This is a genomic window from Hymenobacter terrenus (assembly GCF_000972495.1).
GTDB classification, from domain to species: Bacteria; Bacteroidota; Bacteroidia; order Cytophagales; family Hymenobacteraceae; genus Hymenobacter; species Hymenobacter terrenus.
Window position 1 is genome coordinate 1 of the sequence record NZ_LATM01000024.1, and the last position, 25,081, is coordinate 25,081.

22 protein-coding genes are annotated in these 25,081 nt (G+C 57.5%); 4 read left to right on the plus strand and 18 right to left on the minus strand.

Annotation, left to right across the window (positions count from 1 at the left end; all coding sequences use genetic code 11):
- Nucleotides 1-70: 70 nt before the first annotated feature.
- The 11 genes from WX88_RS20705 to WX88_RS20750 all read right to left on the minus strand — a co-directional run bounded on the left by WX88_RS20705 (nt 71) and on the right by WX88_RS20750 (nt 10,377).
- Entirely contained in the window at nt 71-2,248 is a 2,178-nt protein-coding gene (locus WX88_RS20705; protein ID WP_156176316.1) for an Ig-like domain-containing protein, read from the minus strand.
- 216 nt (nt 2,249-2,464) lie between these two features.
- Nucleotides 2,465-2,764, minus strand: coding sequence for a hypothetical protein (locus WX88_RS20710; RefSeq protein WP_046246337.1), 300 nt, complete (start codon nt 2,762-2,764; stop codon nt 2,465-2,467).
- 393 nt (nt 2,765-3,157) lie between these two features.
- Nucleotides 3,158-4,039, minus strand: a complete 882-nt coding sequence (locus WX88_RS20715; protein WP_046246338.1) for an oxidoreductase — start codon at nt 4,037-4,039, stop codon at nt 3,158-3,160.
- Between the two features lie 31 nt (nt 4,040-4,070).
- The gene (locus tag WX88_RS30340) at nt 4,071-4,211 is read right to left on the minus strand and encodes a hypothetical protein (protein ID WP_156176317.1); all 141 of its coding nucleotides are present in this window, start codon (nt 4,209-4,211) and stop codon (nt 4,071-4,073) included.
- 323 nt (nt 4,212-4,534) lie between these two features.
- Nucleotides 4,535-5,413: an SDR family oxidoreductase gene (locus WX88_RS20720; protein ID WP_046246339.1), complete on the minus strand. Its 879-nt coding sequence runs from the start codon at nt 5,411-5,413 to the stop codon at nt 4,535-4,537.
- A 48-nt stretch (nt 5,414-5,461) separates the two neighbouring features.
- Entirely contained in the window at nt 5,462-6,442 is a 981-nt protein-coding gene (locus WX88_RS20725) for an SMP-30/gluconolactonase/LRE family protein (RefSeq protein WP_197076878.1), read from the minus strand.
- A 36-nt stretch (nt 6,443-6,478) separates the two neighbouring features.
- Nucleotides 6,479-7,210, minus strand: coding sequence for a DUF481 domain-containing protein (locus WX88_RS20730; RefSeq protein ID WP_046246340.1), 732 nt, complete (start codon nt 7,208-7,210; stop codon nt 6,479-6,481).
- A gap of 164 nt (nt 7,211-7,374) precedes the next feature.
- The gene (locus tag WX88_RS20735) at nt 7,375-7,905 is read right to left on the minus strand and encodes an ester cyclase (RefSeq protein ID WP_052732921.1); all 531 of its coding nucleotides are present in this window, start codon (nt 7,903-7,905) and stop codon (nt 7,375-7,377) included.
- 119 nt (nt 7,906-8,024) lie between these two features.
- Nucleotides 8,025-8,621 carry a hypothetical protein gene (locus tag WX88_RS20740; RefSeq protein WP_046246341.1) on the minus strand — a complete coding sequence of 199 codons (597 nt, stop codon included), beginning with the start codon at nt 8,619-8,621 and terminating at the stop codon, nt 8,025-8,027.
- 93 nt (nt 8,622-8,714) lie between these two features.
- On the minus strand, nt 8,715-9,437 hold the full coding sequence (locus WX88_RS20745) for an SDR family oxidoreductase (RefSeq protein WP_046246342.1): 723 nt from the start codon (nt 9,435-9,437) through the stop codon (nt 8,715-8,717).
- A 316-nt stretch (nt 9,438-9,753) separates the two neighbouring features.
- The gene (locus tag WX88_RS20750; RefSeq protein WP_046246343.1) at nt 9,754-10,377 is read right to left on the minus strand and encodes an NADPH-dependent F420 reductase; all 624 of its coding nucleotides are present in this window, start codon (nt 10,375-10,377) and stop codon (nt 9,754-9,756) included.
- Between the two features lie 651 nt (nt 10,378-11,028).
- On the opposite strand from WX88_RS20750, the gene WX88_RS28080 reads away from it, so the two are divergent.
- Both WX88_RS28080 and WX88_RS28085 read left to right on the plus strand, forming a co-directional pair.
- Nucleotides 11,029-12,723 carry a tetratricopeptide repeat-containing sensor histidine kinase gene (locus WX88_RS28080; protein WP_197076879.1) on the plus strand — a complete coding sequence of 565 codons (1,695 nt, stop codon included), beginning with the start codon at nt 11,029-11,031 and terminating at the stop codon, nt 12,721-12,723.
- Nucleotides 12,720-15,809: a sigma 54-interacting transcriptional regulator gene (locus WX88_RS28085; protein WP_052732923.1), complete on the plus strand. Its 3,090-nt coding sequence runs from the start codon at nt 12,720-12,722 to the stop codon at nt 15,807-15,809. The genes WX88_RS28080 and WX88_RS28085 overlap by 4 nt, the downstream gene beginning before the upstream one ends.
- Before the next feature lie 184 nt (nt 15,810-15,993).
- Here the strand turns inward: WX88_RS28085 and WX88_RS20765 are convergent, their stop codons facing one another.
- The 4 genes from WX88_RS20765 to WX88_RS20775 form a co-directional block, all read right to left on the minus strand.
- Nucleotides 15,994-17,244: an RNA polymerase sigma factor gene (locus WX88_RS20765; RefSeq protein ID WP_046246344.1), complete on the minus strand. Its 1,251-nt coding sequence runs from the start codon at nt 17,242-17,244 to the stop codon at nt 15,994-15,996.
- A 183-nt stretch (nt 17,245-17,427) separates the two neighbouring features.
- Nucleotides 17,428-17,820 (minus strand): hypothetical protein, encoded by a 393-nt coding sequence (locus tag WX88_RS20770; RefSeq protein ID WP_046246345.1) that lies wholly within the window; start codon nt 17,818-17,820, stop codon nt 17,428-17,430.
- 121 nt (nt 17,821-17,941) lie between these two features.
- Complete coding sequence (locus WX88_RS30345; protein WP_156176318.1) at nt 17,942-18,100, minus strand: hypothetical protein; 159 nt, start codon at nt 18,098-18,100, stop codon at nt 17,942-17,944.
- A 461-nt stretch (nt 18,101-18,561) separates the two neighbouring features.
- Nucleotides 18,562-18,909, minus strand: coding sequence for a YciI family protein (locus WX88_RS20775; RefSeq protein WP_046246346.1), 348 nt, complete (start codon nt 18,907-18,909; stop codon nt 18,562-18,564).
- Between the two features lie 1,026 nt (nt 18,910-19,935).
- On the opposite strand from WX88_RS20775, the gene WX88_RS20780 reads away from it, so the two are divergent.
- Together WX88_RS20780 and WX88_RS20785 are read left to right on the plus strand one after the other, a co-directional pair.
- Complete coding sequence (locus WX88_RS20780; protein WP_072053066.1) at nt 19,936-22,035, plus strand: DUF2264 domain-containing protein; 2,100 nt, start codon at nt 19,936-19,938, stop codon at nt 22,033-22,035.
- Between the two features lie 138 nt (nt 22,036-22,173).
- A complete protein-coding gene (locus tag WX88_RS20785; RefSeq protein WP_156176319.1) occupies nt 22,174-23,295 on the plus strand; it encodes a hypothetical protein in 1,122 nt (373 codons plus the stop codon).
- Between the two features lie 144 nt (nt 23,296-23,439).
- Here WX88_RS20785 and WX88_RS20790 read toward each other — a convergent pair whose 3' ends face one another.
- The 3 genes from WX88_RS20790 to WX88_RS20800 all read right to left on the minus strand — a co-directional run bounded on the left by WX88_RS20790 (nt 23,440) and on the right by WX88_RS20800 (nt 25,058).
- Nucleotides 23,440-23,826, minus strand: a complete 387-nt coding sequence (locus WX88_RS20790; protein WP_046246348.1) for a DoxX family protein — start codon at nt 23,824-23,826, stop codon at nt 23,440-23,442.
- A gap of 88 nt (nt 23,827-23,914) precedes the next feature.
- Complete coding sequence (locus WX88_RS20795; RefSeq protein WP_046246349.1) at nt 23,915-24,493, minus strand: Crp/Fnr family transcriptional regulator; 579 nt, start codon at nt 24,491-24,493, stop codon at nt 23,915-23,917.
- A gap of 175 nt (nt 24,494-24,668) precedes the next feature.
- Nucleotides 24,669-25,058 carry a winged helix-turn-helix transcriptional regulator gene (locus WX88_RS20800; RefSeq protein ID WP_046246384.1) on the minus strand — a complete coding sequence of 130 codons (390 nt, stop codon included), beginning with the start codon at nt 25,056-25,058 and terminating at the stop codon, nt 24,669-24,671.
- Nucleotides 25,059-25,081 lie beyond the last annotated feature (23 nt).

The following is a 25,081-nucleotide window of genomic DNA, read 5'->3' on the forward strand; positions in this document are numbered from 1 at the left end:
GCCACCCCGACAACCAGGTGAAGAGCATCCGCACGAAAGGGGGCACCTTCTTTCCGGCAAGGAGGTAGCGCTAAGGACGAGTCACTTGTATGCGCTGATGCTGCATCCGCTCCCCATCGTGGGTTTGAAGCAGGTACAGGCCTGGGCTGAGCGTGCTCGTGGGCAGGGAAAACACATTGCCCCCCGGCACCAGCATCTGCTGCTGGTGCAGTACCAACTGGCCGGTTTGGCTGAATACGCGCACCTCTAGCGGGTGCGGTCGGAGGCTAGGGTAGCTCACCGTGAGCCTATCCTGCACGGGGTTGGGCCAGCTCTCGAAAGTGGGTAAGGGCCCTGCCGCCTGGGGCGAAGTGCTCGTCGCCAGCCGCGCCGTCCCCGCTGCTTGCTTGACGAGTTCGACGTCATCAAAATGGATCCACTGTCCGCCGGCGGCCAGAGAATAAAAGCCGAGCTCGCACTGGCCGTTGGTGACGTTGATGTTGCGGACTTCCACCTGCTGCCAGGCTCCACTGCTCCCACCCGGGGTCGGCGGCAGCGTGGTCATGAGCTGGGCGCCGCCGTAGTTCTTGGCCAGCAGCACGGCTACGCTTTGGCCTCCGCTACTCTTGGTCCAGGCGCGGAGGGTATAGAGGCCATTCGTCAGCCCGGTGGCCACCTGGTAGGTGAACACCTCATAATCGCTGGCTTTATAGTGCGTGCCATGGTAGGTGCCGCTGTGGGCACCGCCATAGGTTTCGGTGTAATCCGCATCCGTGTCGGTACCGGCATTGCCCACCCAGGTGCTCCAGCGTATGGGCGACTGTACGGGCGCCCCGTCGGCATCGAAGCTAGGGTTGAGCGCCAGGTTGGTACCAGACGTGGTGGAGCCGGGCGTGGGGGTACTAATCGTGCTAGTGGCGGTTTGGCCACCCTGCTGGGTCGTGACGGTAATCACGGCCGTGCCAGGCCCCACTATTGTTACCAGCCCGTTGGCATCGACCGTGGCCACAGCCGGATTGCCGGACTGCCAGCTCACGTTCAGGTTAGGCACATTCCAAGGGCTGACCACTGCGAATAGCTGTTGGGTACTGCCCACGGCAACCGTCGCCCTAGCAGGGGTGACGCTGACGCTGGCCACCGTCGTAGCCGGGTCTTCCACCCACTTGCCTTGTGTGCCGTCGAAGTGCAGAAATAAGGATTGAGTGCCGTCCAAAACCCGGTCCTGGGCCACGTAGTAAGACGCTTGCCCCGTCGCAAACCGCACCGGATTAGACACGGAGCCGGCGAAGACTTCCAGCCGCTGGTCATTTGCGTAGCCCACCGTTTCGAACCTGGGCACTAGGTTTGGCACCGACGCCGCAATGGCTATGTACTCGAAGTGCGGCGTGACGTTGAGGTTGCCGGGGGTGATGTTATAATAGCCCTGTAGCTCCCGCCATTCCGCGTTGGCGTAGCTATTATTCCGAAACAGGGGGCGCTCATTGCCAATGCCGGTTGTCTGCTCCGGCGTACGACAATTTGTAAACAGGTTGCCTTCGACCACCCCGTTGATCAAATCCGAGGCCCCGTAAAACACGGAAGTGGACAAGCCCGGATTAGCGGCCGAATAGCCCGTGAACGTGTTATTGCGCACCGCGATGTTGCGCTGCTTCGCGAAAAAGGAAACCAACGACGCGGACTTAGTGATGGTATTATGCTCAAAGGTTACGTTCGCGGAGCCACCATTATTGAGCCAGCCCGGGGCTTCGCCGAATTCCAGCACGGGCCCGGCACAATTGGTGATGGTGTTATGAGCGATGTTGACGGGCCCGGCCACACCGCCATACAGGCCCCAGGCCCCGAAGCTACCGTTTTCAATCCGGTTGTTCTCGAACGTAAACTCATACGGCAGATAATCGCCCTGCGTGAGCACAATGCCAGTACCGCCGAGCGCATCATGGTAGTAGTTGTTTCTAATAACCGCTTGGTCCGTTGCGTAGTTACCCTGGTTTGGACGGGCCAACAGTTCCATCCAGAAGCGGCTAGGGCCGCCGAACTCACAGTTTTCCACCAGTAGGTCCGCACCGTACAGGTTGAAGTCCGACCCGTTGGTGTTCTCCGTCCTGACATTATTGACGTGCAGTCGTCCGACATTTGGCCCCCCCGTATATAAAATCTCGCCCCGATAATGATGCACGTATAAGTTTTGTAACTCAACGTTGTTCACGTAGTCGTTATTGGACAGGAAGATGCCTTTATGAGAGATGTCCCAGCCATCTCCGGTATTCACATCAGCTGGAAACCCGTAACTACCTGTCCAGCCCGCCTGTCCATCGAGTTCGAAGTCCTTTAAGACGATATTCTTGCGCGGCGTCCCGATAGTCTGCGTACCCGAAATGTATATTCCGTACCCCCGGCGGACCTCGCCATTGACCAAGACTACTCCCCGTTGGTGCGCAGCTTGGTCTGGTACTGGCCCGCCCCACACAGTGTGATGTTGTCGTAATCAATCGTGACGGCCCGGTCCGTCTGGGTCGGGGCCAATATAGAACGTACCCGCCGGCAGCCCGACGATGCCCCCACCGGCCTGACCCACCTGACGAATGGCCAGGTTCAGGGTGGCGTTGTTACGATTGATGGTGGCCTTGTCCGACAGATCGGGCGTGAAGGCACCATACTCTGTCACTAGGTGATAGCCGGGCTGGCCCTGGCAGGTTTGGCCCTGCCCCCACAGTGGCCATCCCAACAATAGCAAGGCGACGCACCAGCGACCCAAAATGGCGAAAGGGAATACAGGTACTTTCATAGAGAGTATTGATTTAGTACTGTGAAGGGATGGATTCTGATGTAATTTACTTATCCTACAGTCTTTTACAAACCATCTAAGAGGCTTTTAGTTGAACTATCCTACTTGAGCGCTGGAACCCCATCCCTCCTAGTTGAGCTAAATACCCCACGCCCAGAAGGGGCTCAAGGAGAGGGGAACGCCAGGGTGAATGAATAGATGAACGGCTGCGCGCAGCTCATTCCACGGATTTGAGAGATGCTGATTGGCTCTTGGTCGAGCCAATCAGCGTACCAGTGAAGCGATGATCAAAGCCTGTTTCTCTCTTCTAATACTATGGTGACTGGCCAACACCTCAATTTTGGAACATAGTGCTTTAGCCTACCACTGGGTGAGCAGGACCACTTTGTACGCTTAGTGATGGTTGACGACTGAGGCGTTGTCAAGGGCTCGTCCGTCTGCATAATGCACGTCCAGGCTCACGGCTTCCCACGCGTCCAGGTTTTCCTTCACCTTTTGAAGTTTACCTCGGATGGAAGCAATCGCAAATTCGTGTAGCGGGAGGCGTAGCGGACGGTTTGGTGCTTCCACCGCTAGTACAATAGCCTTGGCTGCTTTGGCCGGGTCGCCGACAAGGCTGCGGTCAGCGTACACCCTACGCATGGCATCCAAGTCTTGCCAAACGGCTTCGTAGCCGGCAATGGTCCGGGGAGAACTGACGGCATTTTTGCCAATCCAACTCGTGTTGAAAGGCCCGGGCTCTACAATCATCACCCCAATGCCGAAGGGTTCTAGCTCCAGCGCTAAGTCTTCGGACAGGCCATCGACGGCAAACTTGGAGGCGGAATACACGCCCAGGCTTTTATAGGCGGCAAATCCCGCCATCGAGGAGAAATTGACAATGAGCCCCCACCGTTGCTGGCGAAGATGCGGCAGTACCGCCCGTGTCACGTTCATCAACCCGAATACATTCACTTCAAACTGGTAGCGGAATTGCTTGTCAGTAGCTTCTTCCACCGGGCCCATCAGGCCGAAGCCCGCGTCATTGACCAACACGTCGATACGGCTAAATCGGGCTATTGCGGCCATTACAGCCCGCTTAATGGTAGCGGGCTTGGTCACGTCAAGTTCGAGGGCCAATACCCGGTCGGGCGCTAACGCAGCCAGGTCGGCAATAACTTCGGGGTTACGAGCGGTGGCTACCAGCCGGTAGCCCTGTCGGATGACTTCCTGAGCCAGGGCCCGGCCAAACCCTGAAGAAGTGCCGGTAATCAGCCAAACTTTTGTAGTATCCATTTAGAGCAAGGGAAAAAAAGATGAATAGCCTTCACTGATTGTTTTGACCTGAAGCCAGGGCAGTGGGCATTTTATTAGTTTTGGTAAACAGCGTCTCCCAACTCTTGAAGGGGGGCAGGTCGTAGTAGGGGGCTTCCAGTAGGCCGGCCTGCATGAGGGGCAATGACTGCATCTCTTGTTCCAGCGGCTACCGATGAGGCCTCGAAAATGTCGGGCACGACCCCCGGCGTACTGGTGAGGTAAAATTCACGCAGCTCACCGTTGAGGTATTTGCGCCAGGCTACCCGCTCCTCATCGGCCAGTAGCGGCAGGAAACACCTCGGACATTGGAACGCCTGCTTTAACGTTGAAAATGACTAGTATTTTCACGGATGAAGTTGGTTATGGATGTACAGATTTTACGATGATTGCCGCGTCGATTCAGCTGCTGGGCCCGGTCTTGGCATAGTGATGCAGACTTTTGGTCCGCGACTCAATTGGGCCGATTAAATCGCGCTACGTTGTTGTAGCGCTTTGGAAAGCAGCGCGATTCTCCTGCACAAAGGCTCGTAAGGTGCGTCCGGGCTGGCCGGTGAGCCTGGTAAAGTCGGGCGTAGCCGTGGCCGCGTAGCCCTGGCGGGTGATACGGTCCAGCTCCAGGAAGGTATCGACCATCCAAACAGGGCTGTGGGCTTGGAGCATGGACTCCCGTATCTCGTCCTCACTCAGGTTGGCATACTCTACCTGGTGCCCCAATACGTCGGTGAAAATGTCGGCCACCTCATAGTTTGTCAGGGCCTTGGGACCAGTCAGGTCGTAAGTCTGGCCGTAGTGGACTGCACCGCCGGTGAGGACAGTTACCGCGGCGGCAGCAATGTCGCGGGTATCGATAAGAGCAGCTGGCCCCGTGCCAGTAGAGCCGTAGAAGAGATGTTGGCGGGCAATAGTAGCCGCATTGTATAGGGTATTCTGGATGAAGGAAGCTGGTTGGAGGATGGTATAGCTCATGCCTGATTTCTTCACCAACTGCTCTACGGCCCCATGCCAGCGGCCTAAGGCAAAAGCCGCGTCGGGCGCAGCGAAGCGCGCCGAGGACCGCACGAAGTGGCGCACACCAGCCGCCTTAGCGGCGTGCACAGCGTTTTCGCCGAGCTGCACTAAATTCTCGGAGAAGGGCGTGACAGAAAAGTAGCTGCTGCCGCCCGCAAAACCCGGTGCCAGCGTCGCGGGCTGATTCAAGTCGATGGCAGCTTGCTCCACGCCAAGGGCATCGAGAGCCGGCATGGCTTTGCGCTCGTGCACCAGTAGGCGCACCGATTGGCCCTGACGGGCAAGCAGGGCCGCTACTTCGTCGCCGATGTTGCCGCTGGTAACTAAAAACAGGTCATTTGCCATGAAATAGGAGCTTGGGAATCCCGTCAGGTTGGGCCAGGAGTGTACTTATCAGCGTTGCGCTGTAGCCCGCGCCCGGATATCGAGGCGCACAACCTTGGCTGGCTCAATGCCGGTGGGTGGGGGCAGCGACATACCGCCGTTGGTTACCACATACAGGGCCTGCTGGTCGCCCGCGGCGCGGCCAAAGGCAACGGCAGTACTACCCGTGACCCCCTGGGCAGCAGTAGCCACCAGGGTAGTTTGGCCGGTAGCCGACACGCGCACCACACTGTTATAGAAGTGAGTAGCGCCGTAGAGGTTGCCCGCCCCATCAAAAGCAAAGTCGTCTATGTTGGTGTCCTTCACAAACTCGCGCGGTGTGCCGGGCCGGCCATTGGCTACGGGGATTTTCAGCAGCAGCTTGCGGTCGGTGTTGGAGGCGTAAAGCGTAGTGCCGTTGAGCTTCAGGCCGTTCACCCCAGGTACTTTGTCCGTCTCGGCCTTGCGGGCTAGCAGCGGGTGTTGCAGCCAGATGCTGGCCTGTCGCGTCGTCAGGTTGATTTCCCAAATCGCTCCCAGAAACGAATCAGCCATTAAGTAACGGTTGGGGGCGAGTTGGGTCATGCCATTGGGAAACTGTGCTTTCGGCAAGGTCAGTAGGACTTCTACAGTTTTGCCACCGGCTGCCACTCGCCACACGGTGGGCAGCCCGGCCTTGGCCACGCCGTCTACCAGGAGGCCCCCGTCTGGCAGTAGCACCACGCCGGCTACCGTGCCGGGCAGTGTCGCGTAGACACTTAGTGTACTATTGTGGGGAAGGCGCAATACCTGACCCGCCGGGTAGTTGGTAATGTAGGCCGTGCCCTGACCATCGAGGACCACGTTTTCGAGGAAGGTCCCAGCTGGTTGGCTGGCAACCGTTTTGGCGGGCACCACTCGGGTTGGGGTGTGCTGGTAAATGGGGGGCAAGCCTTGGGCATGAGCAGTAGGCGCCAGCAGTAAGCAGCATAACGTGGCCAGCCACGTGCGACGGAGGGTTGTGGAAAACATGATTTTGAGGTAAGAAGTACAGTAAAGGGAGCGGTTTTAGCGGGCGTAGGCAATACCTACTTGGGTGCGCAAGTCGTTGGGGAGCGTGTCGGCTGCGGGCAGCCGTTCGTAGGTCTCGTCGAGCGTCAAGCGCAGCGAAAAGCCTTGGGTAATAGGGCAAGACAGCACCAGCGTGCTACGCCAGCGATAGTCTAGGTGTCGTTCCAGCGACGGCAGCAAAAAAGTTTCGTGTTCGAGCCAGAGAGTCCTTCCCGGCAGCAGGTGACGGCCTTTTACATAGGCGCCGAACCGCACCGTTTGGCGTGTAGGCTCGGCGGCGGGGCGGTAGTGAGTTGACTCGAAGAGAGGAGCCAAGGCGGCTACCAGGGACTGGTGAGGCCGACGCACGGCATTCCAGCCTACTCCCGCTCCAGCTACCCAGCGCGCCTCAATAAAGCGCTGCCGGCTTTTGTCGAATACCCCGAAGGCCACGCCCAGGAAGGTGTTGCGCGGCCAGTAGTAGGTATGTAGATTGATGAACAGGTCACGCTCGCGGGGTATCGTGCGTTCTACCGTGCCATACACGAATGTAGGACTGAGCGTGGCCCCGAACATGGGGCGTACGTAGCCCAACGAGGCTCGCGTGGTGGACAAGAGCCGCTCGATATTTCCAAATGAAGCCACGCCATCGAGGCTGGTGCGTAGGCTCCACACTGCGGAGTCGGCCGGTAGGGTAGCCAGGGGTTCCTGGCCATATGCCCGCTGCCCGCCGAATAGTACCGCACCCATGACCATTAGTAGAGGGCTGGCGCATAGCCTTTTCGTACTCCTATAGTTCATGGTTGGTCAAGGCGTTGCGGGTGATTTTTAGCCAAAGCCCAGGCCCCGTGTTGCGCAGGGTCGGTAGCGCAGGGAAGACTCCAGGCCTACTTCGGATAGGTAATTACTATTGCTTACTTCTCCGTATCGAGGGGCAAGTGGCCGATAACAGCTTCCTTGAGCACGGGATACATCAGGTACTCAAAGGGGAAGTTGGTGCCGCTGACGATGTTGCTCACCACGCGGCCTTCTTGTAGGGTGAGAACGTGGACTTCCTTCATCTCAATCACCTCGTTGGTGGCCACGACACCGTAATAATCTCGCTTAAAGGCCGCGACAGCCGTGAAGCGCACCACCACTTTGTTCTTCGTGGCAAACACCTCGTCAATCGTAAACTGACGCACCGGGAAGGCCTCGGCGAAACCGGCGAAAACCTGCTTATACTCCTCCACGCCCTCGATAGGGCCCTGTGGTTTGAGGCCGGTGAAAATCTGCACGTCCGGGTGCAGGCAGGCATCGAAAGCGGTCAGGTCAACCTTGCCAATGCCCTCGTTCATATAGCGTAGCACTACTTCCAGGTTGCGCTTCTTATCTGCTTTCACCTGTTGTTGTTTAGCTTTTTTCTGAGCTTTCTTTTCCTCTTTGGGGGTTGGGTTCGATGTCATGGTTTTGAGTGTTTAAAAATGAGATGATTAAAAAATGCAGGCTGTCTTAGAATGATTTGCGCAGGAAGGCCCCGAGGTTTGAGGAGTTGGTCCAGCTATTTCCCAAGCTGATGAACTCACTAGCCAGCCCAAATTCGACCGTTTGTAGGCCAAGCCCCAAGGCCAAGCCCCAACCGGGGTCGAACTGCGGAAAACTGGTGACCTTGAGCTGTGTAGTCGGCGGCGAGTTCGAGTTGCGAATACAGCCGCCACCGTTCTGATAGGGCGGGCAGATAGCGCAGGATGATAAAGCCCCCGTAGCGAGCTTCCCGGTCAGCGTACCCCACGTTCAGCCACGCGTACACGAGTGAATTAGCCTGCGGCTTGAGATATTGCACACCCACTTTGGGAGTGAGTCCACCAGCATCCACTAGGATTTCATTGGCCAGCCCCAATCCATTCTTGAATCCGTAGGCCGTGATGCCGGAGATGAAATACCCCGTTCGGTTCTCATAGTCGACTGTGTAGCGACTGCGGCTAAAAAGCAGAAACCGGCTGTCAGGGCGAAATGGCTTGAGCCATTGCACGTCTACTTGCGTGTTGCGGTGCCCAGGAAACAGTTCCACGCTTTGCGCGGCTCCCTGACGTGTTAGGAGCAATGAGGCCGCAAACAGCGTCCACGGTTTGGCCGTAATAATCCAGCCCTGAAAATCCCAACGTTTGGTTATTAGTCGCATTGGTAACCGTCTAAGAACGTGCTGTCGGGTGTCCGGTGGAAGAGTTATAATACAAAGAGGTGTAGGCCTAGGCGGACAGTATGCAGCGGTGCGCTACACTAAGCGAGCGCCGCCATCCAGGGTGAGCACGGAGCCTGTCATGTAAGGATTGGTTATGGCAAAGACCACCGCTTGAGCTATTTCCTCTGGCAGGCCGGCTTTGCGCGCTGGCACGACCGATTCGTACTGTTGAAACATTTCCCGTCGGGCTTCCGCAGGCATCTCACTGTAGGCAGGCGTCTGCACTAGTCCCGGCCGAATTACATTCACTCGCACCGGGGCCAGCTCCACGGCCAGCGACCGGCCAAACGACTCAATGGCCCCGTTGGCGCTGGCCAGCACCGACCAGCCCTGGCTGGGGCGCACGCTGAAGTTGCCGGAGAACAACGTGATGGAACCATCAGTGGCCAACTTGGGCAGGGCGTGCCGCACCACGGTGTAGGCACCCCAGAACTTGGCCGCGAACCACATCTGGGCCTCCGCCACCGATAAGTCAGCCACTCGGCGGGCTTCCGTCTTGGCAATGGCCGTTATTATTAAGTGGTCAACGGCTGGTAGATGTTGAAAAAGCCGCTGAACAGAGCTTTCGTCGGTAAAATCCACCGGGAAGGTGAGGGCTGATGAACCCAGCACGGCGCTGGCTTTTGTCAGCTTGTGTTCTGAGCGGCTGGCTACGTACACCTGCGCGCCAGCGGCCTGGGCGGCTTGAGCCACCGCCAAGCCAATGCCCTCGGAGCCGCCTACCACCAAGACATTTTTGTGTTTGAGACTGGACATGAAAAAGAGAATCGAGAGTACCAAAAGAGGCGGCGAGAGGGCTGGCTACTATTTCGCTGGCAGAGTTGAGCAAAAGCGTGGCTAGACCACGCCAGGAGCGGGAGCAGTGTGTTGAAAAACAAGGCTTTATTGTGGCAGGTTGAAGCCGGGCATCTTCATCAAAAGATGTGGAAAGCAGGTGCCGTCGCCGTTTGGGCACCAGTAAAAGGCAAATTGAGGGCAGCGCCGACGGGCGAGCAGGCTCCGTCAGTTGAGTGGGGCTCCGTTAAAAAAGCTATTGCGCGGAACTACTTGTTCAAGCCGTCGGGTAACCTGCTTACCGCCTCGTAGTGGAGTAAGCGGCGAGCAGGGTTTGGGCGTGTGCCCGGTCGAGCGCCTTGTTATAGAAAGGACCGTTGGGTTCCTGCAAATGGGCTTCAGCTAGGTTGCCCAGATCGAATGGCTCGAACCCGGCGGCGACAATCAGCGACGCCACTACATCCTTAGCGGCATCATCGCCGGCCAGCGGCATGACTAAGCGTGGGGTGGCAAAGCTTTTTTCCAGAAGTACGGTATAGCCCTGGGTATTGAATGCCTTGACTATGTGGGCACCGGGCAAGCGGCGGGCAATTTCCTGGGCACCGCTCACGCCGGGTGGCAGCGTAATATCAAATGGATTATTGGTGTCAATTAGGATTTTGCCCTGAAGGTTGCCGGTCTGGGCCAAGGCCGCGTCGAGCGCTGCGAAGTGGACCGAAAGCACTATTATGTCACCAAAGGCCGCAGCCTCGGCAGGTGTGCCGGCCTGGGCGTTGGAGCCCAGCTCCTGGGTCAGGGTACGAAGCTTCTGTGGGGCGCGCGAGAAACTGAGCAACACTTGGTGGCCGGCTTGAGTGAAGAGGCGGGCCAGGTTGCCGCCGATCAGGCCAGCACCGACAATTCCGATTTTTTGTAAGGCCATAGTGGAGTGCACAAGGACAGGCTAGTCGTTTAGCCTGCTCTCTTACCCTCTTGCCAAGCGTTGTGCCACGTCCGCTCAGGCAGGGTTTAGAAAGCCTTAAAACGGGGCTTATGGCGTAAAAAAGAGATTTTTACTATAACTAGGGCCGTAGAATAGTTGGAACTATGACTCCAAAAAATGGCCGAATCTCCAAAAAAATGGAGGGAATGCCCAAATAACCGGACCTATAAGTGTCTTGCTTAATTAAACGGAGAAATAGTATACATTGTAGTTTTTACCTTATACCCCGGCGAGATGCCTGTTCTCAATTCATTAGCTCAGCGAATTATTAGCGCATTGATGCTGGCAGCGCTGGTAATAGGAGTACCTGGCAACAGTAGTGCGCAACCTCGCTCAGCTAAAATTGATAGCTTGCGTCTGCGCTTGAAGTCGTCGACGCCAATTCGTGCACGGGTTGTAAATATGCTGGCTTTGGCGAAGGCATATGCGGACTCGCAACCCGATTCTGCCTGGGCTTTGATGACGCAGGGTAAGCAATTGGCGCAAAAAACTTCCCTCGTAGCTGAACTGGGGCAAGCAGAGGAAATAGCAGGGGATTTACAGACCCTTAAAAGTGGTTATCGGCAAGCCTTACGGAACTACGTGGAGGCGATGAAAATTTATCGCCGTATCGATGACCAAAAGGCGGTAGCGCGAGTCCTGACCGCACAGGGCAAAGCGCATCTGAACATCAGCAACTACTCCCAAGCAGTTGAAGCGCTTACACAGTCGGCTCGTTTGCTGGAGGCCGTCGGCGACTCGGCGGGATTAGCCGATAACTTCAACATTACCGGCTTGGGCTACACGGTTCAGCAGCAATATCAGCAGGCCATCGGATACTATGAGAAAGCCGCTCAATCCAATATTCGACTAGGGCGCAAGGACCAAGCCGTCGTCAACTACGGCAACATCGTTGATGCTTATGCCGCGCAGAAGCAGTACGACCGTGCCATGCTCTACGGAAGGAAAGCCTTGCAGCTGAGCCGGGGAATTGATAATGGTAGGTCAGAAACGCTGATGTTCTTTTACCTGGGGTATGTCTATGAAAAAAAGCAGGACTTCGGTAATTCTCTAGCCTACTATCAAAAAGCATTAGCTGGATTCCAGCGCCTGAAAGATGAGTTTTGGATTGCCGGGACCAACATGAACCTGGGAAATGTGTACCGTAAACAGAATAACCCTGTTTTGGCCAACCAGCATACGTTGACAGCTCTTCGCCTCGCTAAATCCATTCATAAAGCTGACTTGGTGCAGGAAGTATACTCCTCGCTCTACCAAAACTACGTTGCGCTCAAGGACTATAAGCAGGCATTTAATCACTTGGAAAAATATACTGCGCTGAAGGACAGCTTGCTAAATCGGGAGAAGAGTCTGCAAGTTGCCGATTTGCAAGGGGCGTTTGATTTGGAGCGTAAGCAAAACCAGATTGGCCAGCTCCTGCAAAAAAGCCAGCTGCAGCAAGCCGAAATCAAGCAGCAGCAGCAGGCTCGTAATACCAGCTTTGGTGCCGCCGGCTTGTTGGTGCTGGTGCTAGGGGTGCTGTTCAGCCGGTACCGGCTTAAACAAAAGGCCAACCGCCTATTGGAAGCGAAGCAAGCTGAAATCAACCTGAAAAATGAATTGCTGGAGCGGCTGCTGGGCCAGAAAAGCGAGCTGTTGGAAGAAAAGGAGTGGTTACTTAAGGAAATTCATCACCGCGTCAAGAATAATCTACAAGTCATTCTGAGCCTGTTGAATTCGCAAGCGGCGCAGCTGCAGGACCCTGGGGCATTGTCGGCTCTGAAGGAAAGCCAAAGCCGCGTGCAGACGGTTGCCCTTATCCACCAGTTCCTCTACCAGTCGCACAATCTTTCCCGGCTGGATGCGAGCAATTACGTGCAAACCCTCGTGGAATACCTACACGAGACGCTGAGCCCCGGCGGCTGGATTGGGTTTGAAGTAGACGTAGAGCCCTTGAAGCTGGATATGGATCAGGCCTTGCCCATGGGCTTGATTCTGAATGAGCTGGTGACCAACGCTATAAAATACGCTTTCCCCACGGGCCAGACCGGGAATATTCGGGTGGCTTTGTGCCAGACAACCGAGGCCGAGCTATTACTGGAAATAAGCGACAACGGCATCGGGTTGCCCGAAGGCTTTCGGCCCGCCGCGCATACCTCCTTGGGATTGAGTCTGGTACACGGCCTGGCGCGCCAATTGCGCGGGCGCGTGACTTTTCGTAGTGAAGGCGGTTGTCACGTTAGCTTATACGTGCCTTTGCCCATTGGCGCACGGCTTGCTACACCTGTTTTGTCGATGACAATATGAGTATTCCCCTCGCTTTCGCGCCCCTTTCGACCATCAGCAACGCCCCGGCCCCCGTATCCGTGCTGATTGTGGAAGACGAGTTTGCTATTGCCAATGATCTGCGTACGTTGCTACATGGGTTCGGCTACGTTGTGATGGGCATTGAGCATTCGGCCGCCGAAGCCTTATTGTTCCTGCAAGAAAACCGGGTTGGACTCGTGTTGCTTGATATCCGTCTGCAGGGCGAACCTGATGGTATTGAGTTAGCCCGCGAAATTCGACTGCGCTACCAACTGCCGTTCGTATACATCAGCTCTCATGTGGACGAGGCCACCATGGCTCGCGCCAAAATCACCCACCCTTACGGCTTCGTCGTGAAGCCGTTCAAGCCGGCCAATGTGCAGACGGCGTTGGAGCTGGCCGTGTACCGCCACGCCTACGAAGACGTTTCCCGCCAGGCGCAGGAACGCCGCTTGCTGCTCGACCTAAGCACTGCCCTTGCCACGGTGCGAGACAAACAGGAGTTGTTTACCCTGATTAACGAGCGGCTTCGGCCCCTGTTTGGCTTCGACGACTCTCCCCTATTGTACGTGGTGGAGCCAGACGGCCAGCAGCTACGCCTGTTTCTGCCGGAGGCAAACCGGAGAAGCGACGCCGATCGAGCCGCTCAGCCGTTGCACGAGCGGTTGGCAATAAACGGCTTTTTTGGGGCTGCCCTCGCGGCCCGCCACCCCACGCAGTACCGTGCTGCCGAGTTGCGCCAGTCGTTTCCCGCTGATTGGCTGCTTGGGGCGACGGCCGGGCCAGACATCGCGCGGGTCGTGGTGGCGCCGCTGCGCGCGGCGGGTATGGTACTGGGTGCGTGGCAGTTTCACTACCGAAGCGCTGTCCCCATCCCGGCGGATACCATGAGCTTATTGGAACCCGTGGCCGACCTAGTGGCCTTGGCCCTGTCTAACATCTTGGCCAACGAAGCGGTGGTGGAGCGTGAGCGGGAAAAATCGTTGCAGCTGGCCGTCCAACAGGGCCTTACTGCAGGAAAAGACTGGGGCGATAAAATGTGCGGCACGGCCGTAAACCTGGGGCAGTTCCTGCCGTGGGAGCTATACAGTGCCTCAGTACCGGGCCAGCCCTCACGCACGATCAGTTGGCGGCGGCTGACTGATGGGACCGTGACGAGGCAGGACCTGCTGGGCGAGCTCCCGGGAGGTCCTTCGCCGCTGGAAATGCGCGACATTCTACTAGAAGCCCGGCCTTTTTACCAGTGTACCGCTTGTTACACGGGGCCGACCTTCGAGGAAATAGCCCGCCGCTACCGTATAGTGGGCCTGCTACGTGACGTCCAGGCGGTGCGGTCCTGTATTTGCCTGGCCGTACCAGTCGCCGGCGCGAGGCTAGTTCACCTGCTGTTGGCATCTTCTCAGCCCGACGCTTTCTCGGAGAAAGACCTAGCCAGCTGCCAACGTCTGCTGCCGCAAATGGCCTTGGCTCTGGAAGCCTTATTTGCCTTCGAAAACCTGCAACAAAACGAAGCGGAAAAGGCCTTTCAGCTCACCGTCAACAACGCGCTGGTGTCAATCAAGGACCGCATCAAGCTCTGCGAAGCCTTGGCCACCGAAATAAACCACTTGGTGAGAATACAATCTTTTACACTCAGCATCTACCTGAATGGGAAAGAGGACTACCGCGTAAACTTCCGGAAGCAGCTGGATGGTACCTGGCAGGGCCGCGTTCGAACAGAAGAGGAGACGGCCGTTGCCGGGCCGCACGTCCGCCTGCCCCCTGGCCTGTACGTAGGGGAGGACTTTGAGTATCAATACGAGCGGGCCTCGTGCTTCAAAAATGCCCGAGACCAGGGCGGTATCAATTCCTGCCTGATTCTGGGGCTCCGCATGGGTGCCGACGTAGAAGCGACGGTTATTCTTTGTGAAACGAGGGCTTTCGCTTTTACCCATCAGGATTATGAGCTACTGCAAACATTGATTCCGCAGCTCTCGCTAGCGCTGGAAAACCTATTCGCCTTCGAGCAAATTGAGCAGCTAAAAGCCCGGTTGGAGCAAGACAAGCAGTACCTGGCGGAGGAAGTAAAAACGGCGTACAACGTTGGAGAAATTATTGGGACCAGCCCAGGCTTGCAGCAAGTCTTTCGTCAAATCCAGCAAGTGGCCGCTACGGATACCACCGTGTTGGTGCTGGGCGAAAGCGGCACTGGCAAAGAGTTGGTTGCCCGTGCCGTGCACGACCATTCGCCGCGCCGAGACCGGGTGCTGGTTAAACTCAACTGCGCTGCGCTGCCCAGTAATTTGATTGAGAGTGAGCTGTTCGGTCACGAAAAGGGCGCTTTCACCGGGGCCATCGACCGGCGGATAGGCAAGTTTGAGCTAGCCCACGGGGGCACTATTTTTTTAGATGAAATTGGGGAGCTGCCTTTGGAGCTGCAAAGCAAGTTGCTGCGAGTCTTGCAAGAGCGGGAAATCGAACGACTGGGCGGTAAAGGCCCCATTCCGGTGGATGTACGGGTGGTGGCCGCCACCAACCGTGACCTAGAGCAGGAAGTGCGCGCCGGCCGCTTTCGATTGGATCTGTACTACCGCCTGAGCGTGTTTCCGGTACTGTTGCCGCCTCTGCGCGACCGTGGCGAAGACCTAGTGCTGCTGGCTAACCACTTGGCACAGAAATGCTGTCAGCGCATGGGGCGCCCTTTCCGTGGTATTAGTGAAGGGGCGTTGCAGGAACTGCACAGCTACGCCTGGCCGGGCAACATCCGGGAATTAGAAAATCTCATCGAGCAAGCCGTTATTCTCCACGACGGGCGTGGCCCCTTGGTGTGGGGTCGGCCCCTGACTAGCCCTTCCAGGAAGTCAGCAGCTGAGATTATCCAGTCTGAAACGAATGATTCGGGTGTTCTGACGTTAACTTCCCCAGCAATGATGAAGCAAACCCTCCAGGAATTGGAAAAGGGCTACATCTTAATGGTACTCAAGCAAACCTACGGCCGCATCCGCGGCCGGGGCGGTGCCGCGGAATTGCTCGATATTAAGCCGACTACCCTGGAAGCGAAAATGGAGAAGCTGGGTATCAGAAAAGAATTTAATGCAACAGCATAAGACAGGGGCACGGGATGCCGTGGCGTAAGATGTAGCCTAGAGCGGTTTCGAGGTCTGTGTACCGCCCCGCTGTAACGCGGACTCTTAGTCCGCGAGTCCGCCTGACTGCCTGACGCGCGGACTAAGAGTCCGCGTTACGGTACAAAAAACAGCCTCTGCGTTTATTTGGCGTGCCCTAACTGGTTTAGCCAGCTAAGCACCGTTGGAGCCGTTCCCGGAGCATATCCTGCTTCCGTACCTCCGTGGTGAGGGCTAGCGCTTGCTGCCAATGAGCGGCGGCGCGTTGTTGGTTCAAGCCTTCGTATAACTCGCCAAGCAGCGCATGATACAAGCCGCTGCTTCCCATGCCCTCAATTTGTTCGGCGGCTGCGATGGCCGCGGCCGGCGAGTTCGACTTGCTCAGCACGTAGGCCCGGCTTAGCGCGACAATAGGACTGGCTTGCAAGCGCAGCAGCTGGTTGAAAAGCTGTAGTAATTCTTGCCACTTAGCGGGCGTATCGGGCTGGGTGTGGTGGTAGGCAATCATGGCCTCGACATGATAGGAGGTTACTTCTAACCCAGTAGCGGCAGCATTGAGATGGGCCACGCCCTGCGCCTGCAGGCCGGGGTGCCAGCGGGCGCGGTCTTGGGCGTGCCAGGGCAGGAGGTCCCCGTCAGCCGCGGTGCGACTGGCCAAACGCGAGGCGTGAAAGCACATCAGGGCCACCAGGGCGTAAACGGCTGGCTGGCGGGTGGCCGGCGCTTCCAGGAGCAGCAGGCCCAGGCGCAGAGCTTCGCGGCACAGGTCCTGACGTACCACCGCGTCGGGACTGGCCGAGTAGTAGCCCTCGTTGAACAACAGGTAGATGCAGCGCAGCACCCCATCGAGGCGGCCCGGCAAGGCCTCCGCCGGTGGGAAGTCCATACTCAGCTGCTCCTGCCGAATCTTTTCCTTGGCCCGGTACAGCCGCTTGGTGATGGTGTCGGGAGTAGTCAGGAAGGCGTGGGAAACTTCGGCAATGCTGAATCCGCACAGGGTTTTGAGGGCCAGGGCCACCTGGGCATCGGCGGGCAGTCGGGGGTGGCACACGGCAAACAGCATCTGCAACTGGCTGTCCGAAAGGGCCTGAAACGCTGCTTCAATATGGGCCTGAATGGTGTAGCCCGCCGGCAGGCCCAGTCGCAGGTCAGCCGTTGCCTTCTCGGCCGTACGCTGCCGCTGCACATAGGTGTAGGCTTTATTCTTGGCCACTTTGTAGAGCCAGGCAGTGGGGTTGTCGGGCAGCCCACGCAGGCGCCAGGTTTCGTAGGCCTGCACGAAGGTGTCCTGCACCAGGTCTTCGGCCACTTCGAGCCGGTCGAAGCCGAAGAGCCGGGTGAGCACGGCCACCAAGCGTCCGGCCTCGTGCCGGAACAGATGGTCGACTAAGATGGGCGCATCGGGAGGCGTAGGCATCGGCAGGAAAGTTACGCCGGAGTTAGTATTGGTATTTCAAACAGCATCACCGACTATTCGCGCCCCCAGCTCGGGCTTCGGGTAGCATGCCAGCTCAAGGATATAGAGGACATCGGATGGGCGAAAGGCGGACACCAACACCGGGCGGTTCAGCCAGGGCAGGAGCAACGGTGGGGCTACCACCTACGCCAGCGCCGGGGAGCCAAACCACAAGCGCTGGTCCCGGGCCACCGCCCCAGCGTACATCAGCGCCCCGCCAATCATATTGGCTATCCGGAATACGTTGAGCAGTTCCATAGGGTCGGCGGCATGAGGCGCGTGAATGAGCACCGCTACCAAAAGCAGGTAAACGGACAGCAGCAGCGCCGCCAGCTTATCAAACCGCCCCAGGCTGGCGCTGACGATGAATGCCAGCAGCCCGGCCCCGGTCAGGTAGTTCCAGAAATACGGGAACGGCAGGTATTTGGGCACGTAGGTGTTTACGCCTACATCGGGCAGGCCGAAGTGCAGGAACACATAAAAGGAAAATGAGAGCACGAAGAGCCAGCGGCCCCAAGCGGTGAGGGAGGTGGACATAACAGCGAGAAATAAATGAATGGGAAAAAGCCTGGCGGATGTCGGAGAGGAGCACAGTTCTCTCCGACATCTCCCACTGGCTACCGGTGGGTGGGAAAGCTACTTGCCGGTCGGGGGCAGCTCAGCGGTATGCCCGGGACGGCACTGGGCTGCCGCGGCTGTCCGAAGCGCAGGCGTGGGTCCCGACAAACATCAAGGCTCCGCCCATGGCAATGAAGTTGCGGAAAATGTTCACTACTTCGTTTGGGTCGGTGCCGCGCAGGGTGTGCAGCAGGTGCACGAGCCCGACCAGCAGCAGAATATAGAAGGCCGGCGTGGCGGCCAGCCAGCAGCGGCGCCAGAGCCCGCCGGCACCGGGCGCCGGACCCGGCGTCGTTCACCTTCGGTTGCGACACGCCCAGTAGGCCCGCCACGTACGCCTGTGACACCCTGAAGTGCTTCCGCATGGCTCCCGGCAGTCCGGGCGGCAGCGTCTTCATCCAACGTACCAGATAGTGGGGTGCTGTCGGCGCCGCCGCTCGTCGGCCGCCCCACTACAAGTTTACAGCCCCAGGGGTTGGATTTAGAAAAAGTAAAAAATCCAACCCCTGTCCTGCCCCGCCATGCGCTGGGCCGACACCGCGCGTACTTCCAGAAATAGGGCTGCGGCAGCTAGGCTGGTACTAAGCGTGCACCCACGTCGGGCCGAGCACGAAGAGCCAGCGGCCCAGGTTGGTCAGGCGGCGCATAAAGAAATGCTTCCTAAACTTCAAACGGAGCAATGGCGCGCACCTCGACGCTGCCGCCGGGGTAGTCGAGAATCGGGCAGCTCTGGGCGAAGCGGATGGCCTCGGCCTCGTCGTCGGCCTTGCAGAGCACGTAGCCTACCACCAGCTCCTTGATTTCGGCAAACGGACCGTCAGTCACGCCGCTCACGCGTACGGTTTTGCCCTCGTACTGCAAGGGTTGGGTGCCCACGAATTTGCCCTGCTGGGCCATCTCGCCCATCCAGTGCTGCCACTTGGGCATGGCGGCCTGCATTTGCTCAGGCGAAACGGAGTAGCTGCCGTTACCGGCCACGTTGCGGAATAAAAGCATGAAATCCTGCATCGGTAAAAAGAAAAAAGGTTAAAAAGCGAATCCACCCTGGATTCAGGTAGAGGACCAATGAGCAGCCAAAAACCGGACACCGTCAGCAAATTATTTTTTGCTGCTGAGGAGTACCCTGTAGGTGAAGCCCGAAAAGAGGTGCTGAGCGGCGCGGACGGACCATACTGTCCGCGCTACAGTACATCAACCCCGAAATGACTCTAACTGAAACAGCTACCACCCCGCATCATTCAGTGGCCCGAAGAGTGTCTGTATCAGCGTGGGACAGTACAGGACAAGAGCGTGGGCGCAGAGCAATGAATGCGGTACTACTTGACTTTCGTGTTGGAGTACTTGGGTGGCAACGGACTGCTGATGCATGGTGACACCTGCTGCCCGGCAGGTTTTGAGGGCGGCCGCGCTAGCGGCTGACCCTTTGCTAGGCTTTGCAGGAATTGTTTCTTTGCTTGGACTTGGCAGGTCTGAGCCACGGTGCGGTGGTTGGCAATAAGCCTAGAGCGGTTCCCCGGTTGGTGTAGCGCAGCGCGAACTTCTAGAGTCCGCGCTGCGCTACACCAACCGGGGAACCGCTCTGGCTTTTTCGTTGAGAATACAGGAGTAGTTTAAAAGGCGGGTGCGTTATTGAGCGACTGCTTATTGCTCAAAAGCACCCCGGTCGCGGCTGCCATGCAGCGGACGGGCCTTGTCGTTAGAAGGCGGCCAAGTGGTTTGGAGATATTGGATATTTTTATTTTTCGCCTGCCCAACTGGTTTCACCCTTGGTGAGAGCAGAGCGAAGATGCTCAGGCCGTCGTTGACCGGAGTGCTAAATTGCCCGCTGCATCAGCTCACACTCAGCCCCAGCTTGCTGCTGGGTTCTTTATCCTAGCGTTTCCGTCCGCCAACTTTTCGCACAGTAATAGCCAACTAAGTGCCCGTGCTGCCCAAATCTCCGGAACGAAGAAACCGCCACCTGATGAGCGTCAACGCTGCGCTTTTGCACTTATAACCACCCATCGCCCGCCAGTATAGCAATTATCTACTTTCATGCACCTTTCAGTTTTTCTTGATTTCCGATTTGTAAAGCGGGCGTTGTCATCAGGTAGTCGGCGCGCCGTGCTCGGCGCGCTTCTGCTCGCCAGCCTAGGTCGGCCGGCCGCCGCTCAGCAGCTGGCAAAACCGCCTACTTCGGCGCCCGCCGGGCCCCAGGTGTTCCAGGTGAACCAGCCGAACTTGCAGCTGAGCCCCTTCACGGGCATGACGCGCCGACACTGGCAGGACGCTGCGCGCTACCTGCTCACCGGCGCCTTCAGCTACGTACACAAGCTCGACGACCCGCTGCTATTTCCCAAGCAGCCGGGCAAGAGCTACCCCCGCGACAACGGACCGCAGACCACCGAAAAGCTCGAAGGCCTGTGCCGGACACTGTTCATCGCCATGCCGCTGCTCCGCGAAGACCCCAACCTGACCATCAACGGCATCAAGCTGGGCGACTACTACCGCTACCAAATAGGCCAGCTGCTAATCCCAACCAGCCCAACCTACATCCGGCTGCGCCCCAAACAGGAAGGACAGAGCCAGACGCTGGTGGAATTCGGCGGTTTGGCCGTGTCCTTGTTCGCGGCCCCAGAGATTCTGTGGAACCCACTGACGAAGGCGCAGAAAGATGCTCTGGCCGCTACTATGCTCAGCTACGGCGATGGCCCGACGGTGCCCTCCAATTGGCGGTTTTTCAACATCTTCGTTCTGAGCTTTTTCAAAAGCCGGGGCTACGCCGTGAATGAACCCCTGCTCGACGAATACCTCAAGCTAGTGCTGGAAGCCTACCGGGGCGCGGGCTGGTACAGTGACAATGGCGCCTATGACTATTACAGCATGTGGGCTTTTCAACTCTACGGCACGCTGTGGTCGGAATTCTACGGCCGCCAGCACTACCCGCAGTACGCCCGGCAGTTTGCCGCGCACCTCACCGATGCGCGCGACAATTACCCCTATATGTTTAGCCGCGATGGGCAGATGATAATGTGGGGCCGCAGCATGAGCTACCGCTTCGGCGCCATCGCTCCGCTCCCGCTGATGGGGCTAACCCCCGACCCGACTACCAACTACGGCTGGCTGCGGCGGATTTCGTCGGGGGTGCTGCTCCAGTTTCTGCAAAACCCGGATTTGCTGCGCGATAACGTGCCCACTCTGGGCCTCTACGGGCCCTTCGAGCAGGCAGTGCAGGCTTATAGCTGTCGGGGCAGCGTATTCTGGATGGGCAAGGCTTTTCTGGGGCTGCTCGTGCCCGCCAACAGCCCTTTCTGGACGGCCACCGAAAACGAAGGTTCCTGGGCCAAAGAGCTGGCTCCCGGCACCGTGGCCAACCGCTTTCAGCCGGGCTCTAACATTCTGCTGACCGACTACCCCAGCAGCGGCACGGCCGAAATCCGGGCGCGGTGCGCAACCCCGGTGGTGGGCGTGGACGACCCCTACCGCGGAAACGAAAACTACAACCGCCTAGCCTACAACAGCGCCTTTCCCTGGCAAACCGATGGCCCCCAGGGTGAGGTGGCCATGAACTACGTCTTCCAAACCAAGGCCCGCCAGTGGCAAGCTCTGGGCTTGTACACCTTCCGGCGTTTCGAAGACGGCATCTACTACCGCGATGGGGTGCTGGAAACTGACACCACCGTGCGTCTGCGCCTAGCCGACATCCCGTTGCCCAACGGCATCTTGCGCGTTGATCAGGTTGCCGGGCCGGCCGGCACGCCGCTGCACCTGGGCCACTATGCCCTGCCTGTTCGTCAAAGCCCCATCCGGCGCGAAACCCGGCAAGTGAAAGGCCGTTCGGTGCAGCTGCTGGATAATGGCGCCTACCAGCTGGCCCTGGTTCCGCTCAGCGGTTGGGAGGCTGTGCAGGTTTACGACACCAAGGGGCTGCATCCGGTTAGCGCGGAAAGTGCCGTTATCAATGCCTCCAGTACGTTAAAGGCCCCTAAGTCTCGCCCGGCGCTTTACGCCACGCTCATGCTCTGGAAAAAATCCGGGGCCACCTGGACCGACGACGAACTGCTGCCGGTCACCAAGCTGGATTATGCCGGACCCACCAATAACGTATTGGTGCGTTTCGCGAACGGCAGCCAAAAGACCGTAAACTTCCGCTAGCGGGACTATACTAGGTTGGGTTATTAGCTCAAGTTGTTCGTATGCTTTTATTTGGCTAATAGGGGCCTGGTAGATGTAGTGAGTTGTTTTACGACAGGCAAAGTCCCCCGCTGGTAGTGCGATTAAAAGATTCATACATTGCAATCCGCAAAAGCAGCTAACGGGGATTTAACGTCAATAATGGAATTCAACAGTAAGAAACTCGAACGCACCTCCCGCCTGGTTTACAGCACCATTTCATTAGCAGTCTGTTTTTTCTTGATTTTACTCTCCAACAAGATTATTGATGACCTCGATACGGCTACGGTCAGGCCTGAAGTGGAGAATTTTATCAACCAGCGGGTGATAGATGCGCTGACCGCGAAGAAAGACGCTCTAAGCAACGAGATAGAAGTACTGCGCGATAAGAATACGGCCATCGAAAACACCATAGCTGCCGCTCAGCAGAACTACGAAAATGAAAAGCAGTCTTTTGAAAACTGGATAAAAACCCGCAAAACCCTGGGCTCACCTGGTAAAGACAAGGAAGTGGTTGATAGAGCCAAAAGGCTGGACGAGTTCTACAAAGTGGAACAGGATTGGCGGTCGCAGCTAAACGCCCGGGGACTAGTCATCGAGCAAAAAACCAAGCAGCAAGCCGCAAATCAGGTCCTGATTGATGCCGAAACGCAACGAGCGGAAGAGCGGTATCAGGGCGAGTTAACGCGTTTTGAGGTAAAAGTCTTGCTGATTAGGCTGCTATTTGTAGGGCCCATATTGGCGTTGGGTATCTTCTTTTTCGTTCGCTACCGCAAGCATAAATTCTGGCCTTTATTTCTGGGCTTCGCGCTATTCTCGCTCTATGCTTTTTTCTTCGGGCTGGTACCTTATTTGCCCAGCTACGGCGGCTACATCCGCTACACCGTTGGTATTGCGCTATCGGTCGGATTGGGCTATTACGCTATCAAGAAAATCCGGTCCTACATCGAGAGTAAGCAAGAGGAGTTGAAAACATCGACGCAGGAAAGAGCCAAAAACGTACAGCTGGAGGTTGCTGAAAAAGCGCTGGAAAACCATTTCTGTCCTTCCTGCGGAAAGGATTTTATCATCAAGAAGTGGGAGGTGCCTGCTAAGGTCAACGAGAACGACGCGCTACGACTTGTAACTGATTTCTGCCGTCACTGCGGCCTTGGGCTATTTGCGAATTGCCATAATTGCGGCAATAAGAACTTCGCGCATTTGCCTTTCTGCTCTTCGTGCGGAGCCAAGCCAGTGAGATAAACGCGGCATCCGGCAAAGAGCCTCACCGGGCACCGCGATAAAAAACGTAGGAAAAGCCTCTTTCGAAATACCGTGCCCGAAGTGCGGTACAGCATTGGCGAGTAATGGCTTTGCGAAAAACGCCGCAGTGATACCGCTTCAGGACTATTCGGCAGCTGTTGGGAGACCAACGCGCCGAACAGTGAGCCTGTTTTGCGGGTCGAGCCCCAACACAAGGACCAATAGGATAAAATACACCGTGGCCGGCCCCACGTTTTGGGGCTGGGCCGCGCCCAGGTGGCAGCCAATTGCTCCAATCATAAGCATGGCCGCGCAAATAGCGGCCGACGTGCGCCACCGCGGCAGCCACAGGCCGATGGCAGCCAGTACTTCGAACCCGCCAATGAGGCGGATAAACCAGGGGGCGAGGTGCAGGGTGGCGTTTTGCTGCATGGCAGCTGGGATGGCGGCAGCCTTGCCACCACCGGCAAATAGCAGGCCCAGCGAAATGAGGGCCAGCAGGAGTAGATACCAGATAGGGGGGCGGTTCATCGCAAACAGAAATTTAAGGTGAGTTCGGTTTGCAAAGGTCCCCGGCTGGCCCCTCGATTACGTGTGACAAAAGGCACAAAATGCGTCTTCAGGCGGAGCGGAGCCGACTGAGGGTTTCGCGCGCCATGCCCAGGTAGGAGGCCAGCTGCGACACCGACACCCGCTGCACCAACGCAGGCTGCTCGCGCAGTAGGTGCGCGTAGCGCTCTGCCGGCCCGTAGTGCTGGAAAAACCGAGTTTGCCGCTCCTGCTTCAGCAACAGGTAGCCTAGCAGCATCCGGCCAAACTGCGCTGCCTCAATCGACGTGGCGTAGAGGTCGAGCAGTCGTTGTTTTGGCCATTCCCACACCAGCGTCGGCTCGCCGGCTTGCAGCGTGAGCACCGATGGCTGATGGGTACGCAGGCTGACCAGGTCGGTGGCGAAGCTGTTTTCAAGGTAAAAGCAATGATTCAGCTCGCGCCCAGCCTCGTCGGCCTGGAAGGCGCGTAGGTATCCCTTTTCCACAAACCACACCGACTCACACGGCTTGCCGGCCCGGTGCAGGGCCTCGCGTTTCGAGAGTACTCGTGGCGCCGCAGCAATGCACAGCTGGGCCAGGCTAGCCGCTGAAGTAGCCGAAAGCTGCTGAATAGCCTTCGCTAAGATTTCCGTGTTAGGTGCAGTCATGAGTGGTGAAAACTTGCCCGATGGCAGTTGGTGAAGTATCGGGTAGATGTATTAAGCTATAGCCAATCCCAGGGCTGTTCCAGGGTGGATGATTCGGTTGCGAATTACGCCTGACCAACAGGATGCTAGCTGGGTGAAGCCAACCTTTCCGTCAGCTGTGAGGGGTTGGCTGTTGCTATTCTTTTGGCTGCATCAGCGGGACAAGCCGCCGCTCCCCGGAGCATGGCTCGGACACTTGATCCAGGCTGGCCATATGGTTGCGGCCCCAATCGTGCATCACAAGGAGCATGGGTCCCAGGCTCCGGCCAGCGTCAGTGAGGCTGTACTCTACGCGTAGCGGCACGGCGGCGAAGATGGTGCGGGTGAGGAGCTGGTGGCTTTCCAGGTCCTTGAGCTCCTTAATCAGCATGCGGGCGCTGATGTCGGGCAGCTTACGCTCAATTTCGGTGAAGCGCAGGGTCCCCTGACTTAGCAGGGAGATGATGGGCAGCTTCCACTTACCACCAATTATATCCAGGGTGTGACGGACGGGGCAGCCGTGGCCAACTTTTTTTCTACTAGCCATAGGGTTAATAATCAAAGAGTAGT

Bases quoted from the DNA above. Each gene is read 5' to 3' on its own strand.
- WX88_RS20710 (WP_046246337.1), bottom strand. From the start codon at position 2,764: ATGAAAGTACCTGTATTCCCTTTCGCCATTTTGGGTCGCTGGTGCGTC.
- WX88_RS20715 (WP_046246338.1), bottom strand. From the start codon at position 4,039: ATGGATACTACAAAAGTTTGGCTGATTACCGGCACTTCTTCAGGGTTT.
- WX88_RS30340 (WP_156176317.1), bottom strand. From the start codon at position 4,211: ATGCAGTCATTGCCCCTCATGCAGGCCGGCCTACTGGAAGCCCCCTAC.
- WX88_RS20720 (WP_046246339.1), bottom strand. From the start codon at position 5,413: ATGGCAAATGACCTGTTTTTAGTTACCAGCGGCAACATCGGCGACGAA.
- WX88_RS20725 (WP_197076878.1), bottom strand. From the start codon at position 6,442: ATGTTTTCCACAACCCTCCGTCGCACGTGGCTGGCCACGTTATGCTGC.
- WX88_RS20730 (WP_046246340.1), bottom strand. From the start codon at position 7,210: ATGGGTGCGGTACTATTCGGCGGGCAGCGGGCATATGGCCAGGAACCC.
- WX88_RS20735 (WP_052732921.1), bottom strand. From the start codon at position 7,905: ATGACATCGAACCCAACCCCCAAAGAGGAAAAGAAAGCTCAGAAAAAA.
- WX88_RS20740 (WP_046246341.1), bottom strand. From the start codon at position 8,621: ATGCGACTAATAACCAAACGTTGGGATTTTCAGGGCTGGATTATTACG.
- WX88_RS20745 (WP_046246342.1), bottom strand. From the start codon at position 9,437: ATGTCCAGTCTCAAACACAAAAATGTCTTGGTGGTAGGCGGCTCCGAG.
- WX88_RS20750 (WP_046246343.1), bottom strand. From the start codon at position 10,377: ATGGCCTTACAAAAAATCGGAATTGTCGGTGCTGGCCTGATCGGCGGC.
- WX88_RS28080 (WP_197076879.1), top strand. From the start codon at position 11,029: ATGAAAATTTATCGCCGTATCGATGACCAAAAGGCGGTAGCGCGAGTC.
- WX88_RS28085 (WP_052732923.1), top strand. From the start codon at position 12,720: ATGAGTATTCCCCTCGCTTTCGCGCCCCTTTCGACCATCAGCAACGCC.
- WX88_RS20765 (WP_046246344.1), bottom strand. From the start codon at position 17,244: ATGCCTACGCCTCCCGATGCGCCCATCTTAGTCGACCATCTGTTCCGG.
- WX88_RS20770 (WP_046246345.1), bottom strand. From the start codon at position 17,820: ATGTCCACCTCCCTCACCGCTTGGGGCCGCTGGCTCTTCGTGCTCTCA.
- WX88_RS20775 (WP_046246346.1), bottom strand. From the start codon at position 18,909: ATGCAGGATTTCATGCTTTTATTCCGCAACGTGGCCGGTAACGGCAGC.
- WX88_RS20780 (WP_072053066.1), top strand. From the start codon at position 19,936: ATGCACCTTTCAGTTTTTCTTGATTTCCGATTTGTAAAGCGGGCGTTG.
- WX88_RS20790 (WP_046246348.1), bottom strand. From the start codon at position 23,826: ATGAACCGCCCCCCTATCTGGTATCTACTCCTGCTGGCCCTCATTTCG.
- WX88_RS20795 (WP_046246349.1), bottom strand. From the start codon at position 24,493: ATGACTGCACCTAACACGGAAATCTTAGCGAAGGCTATTCAGCAGCTT.
- WX88_RS20800 (WP_046246384.1), bottom strand. From the start codon at position 25,058: ATGGCTAGTAGAAAAAAAGTTGGCCACGGCTGCCCCGTCCGTCACACC.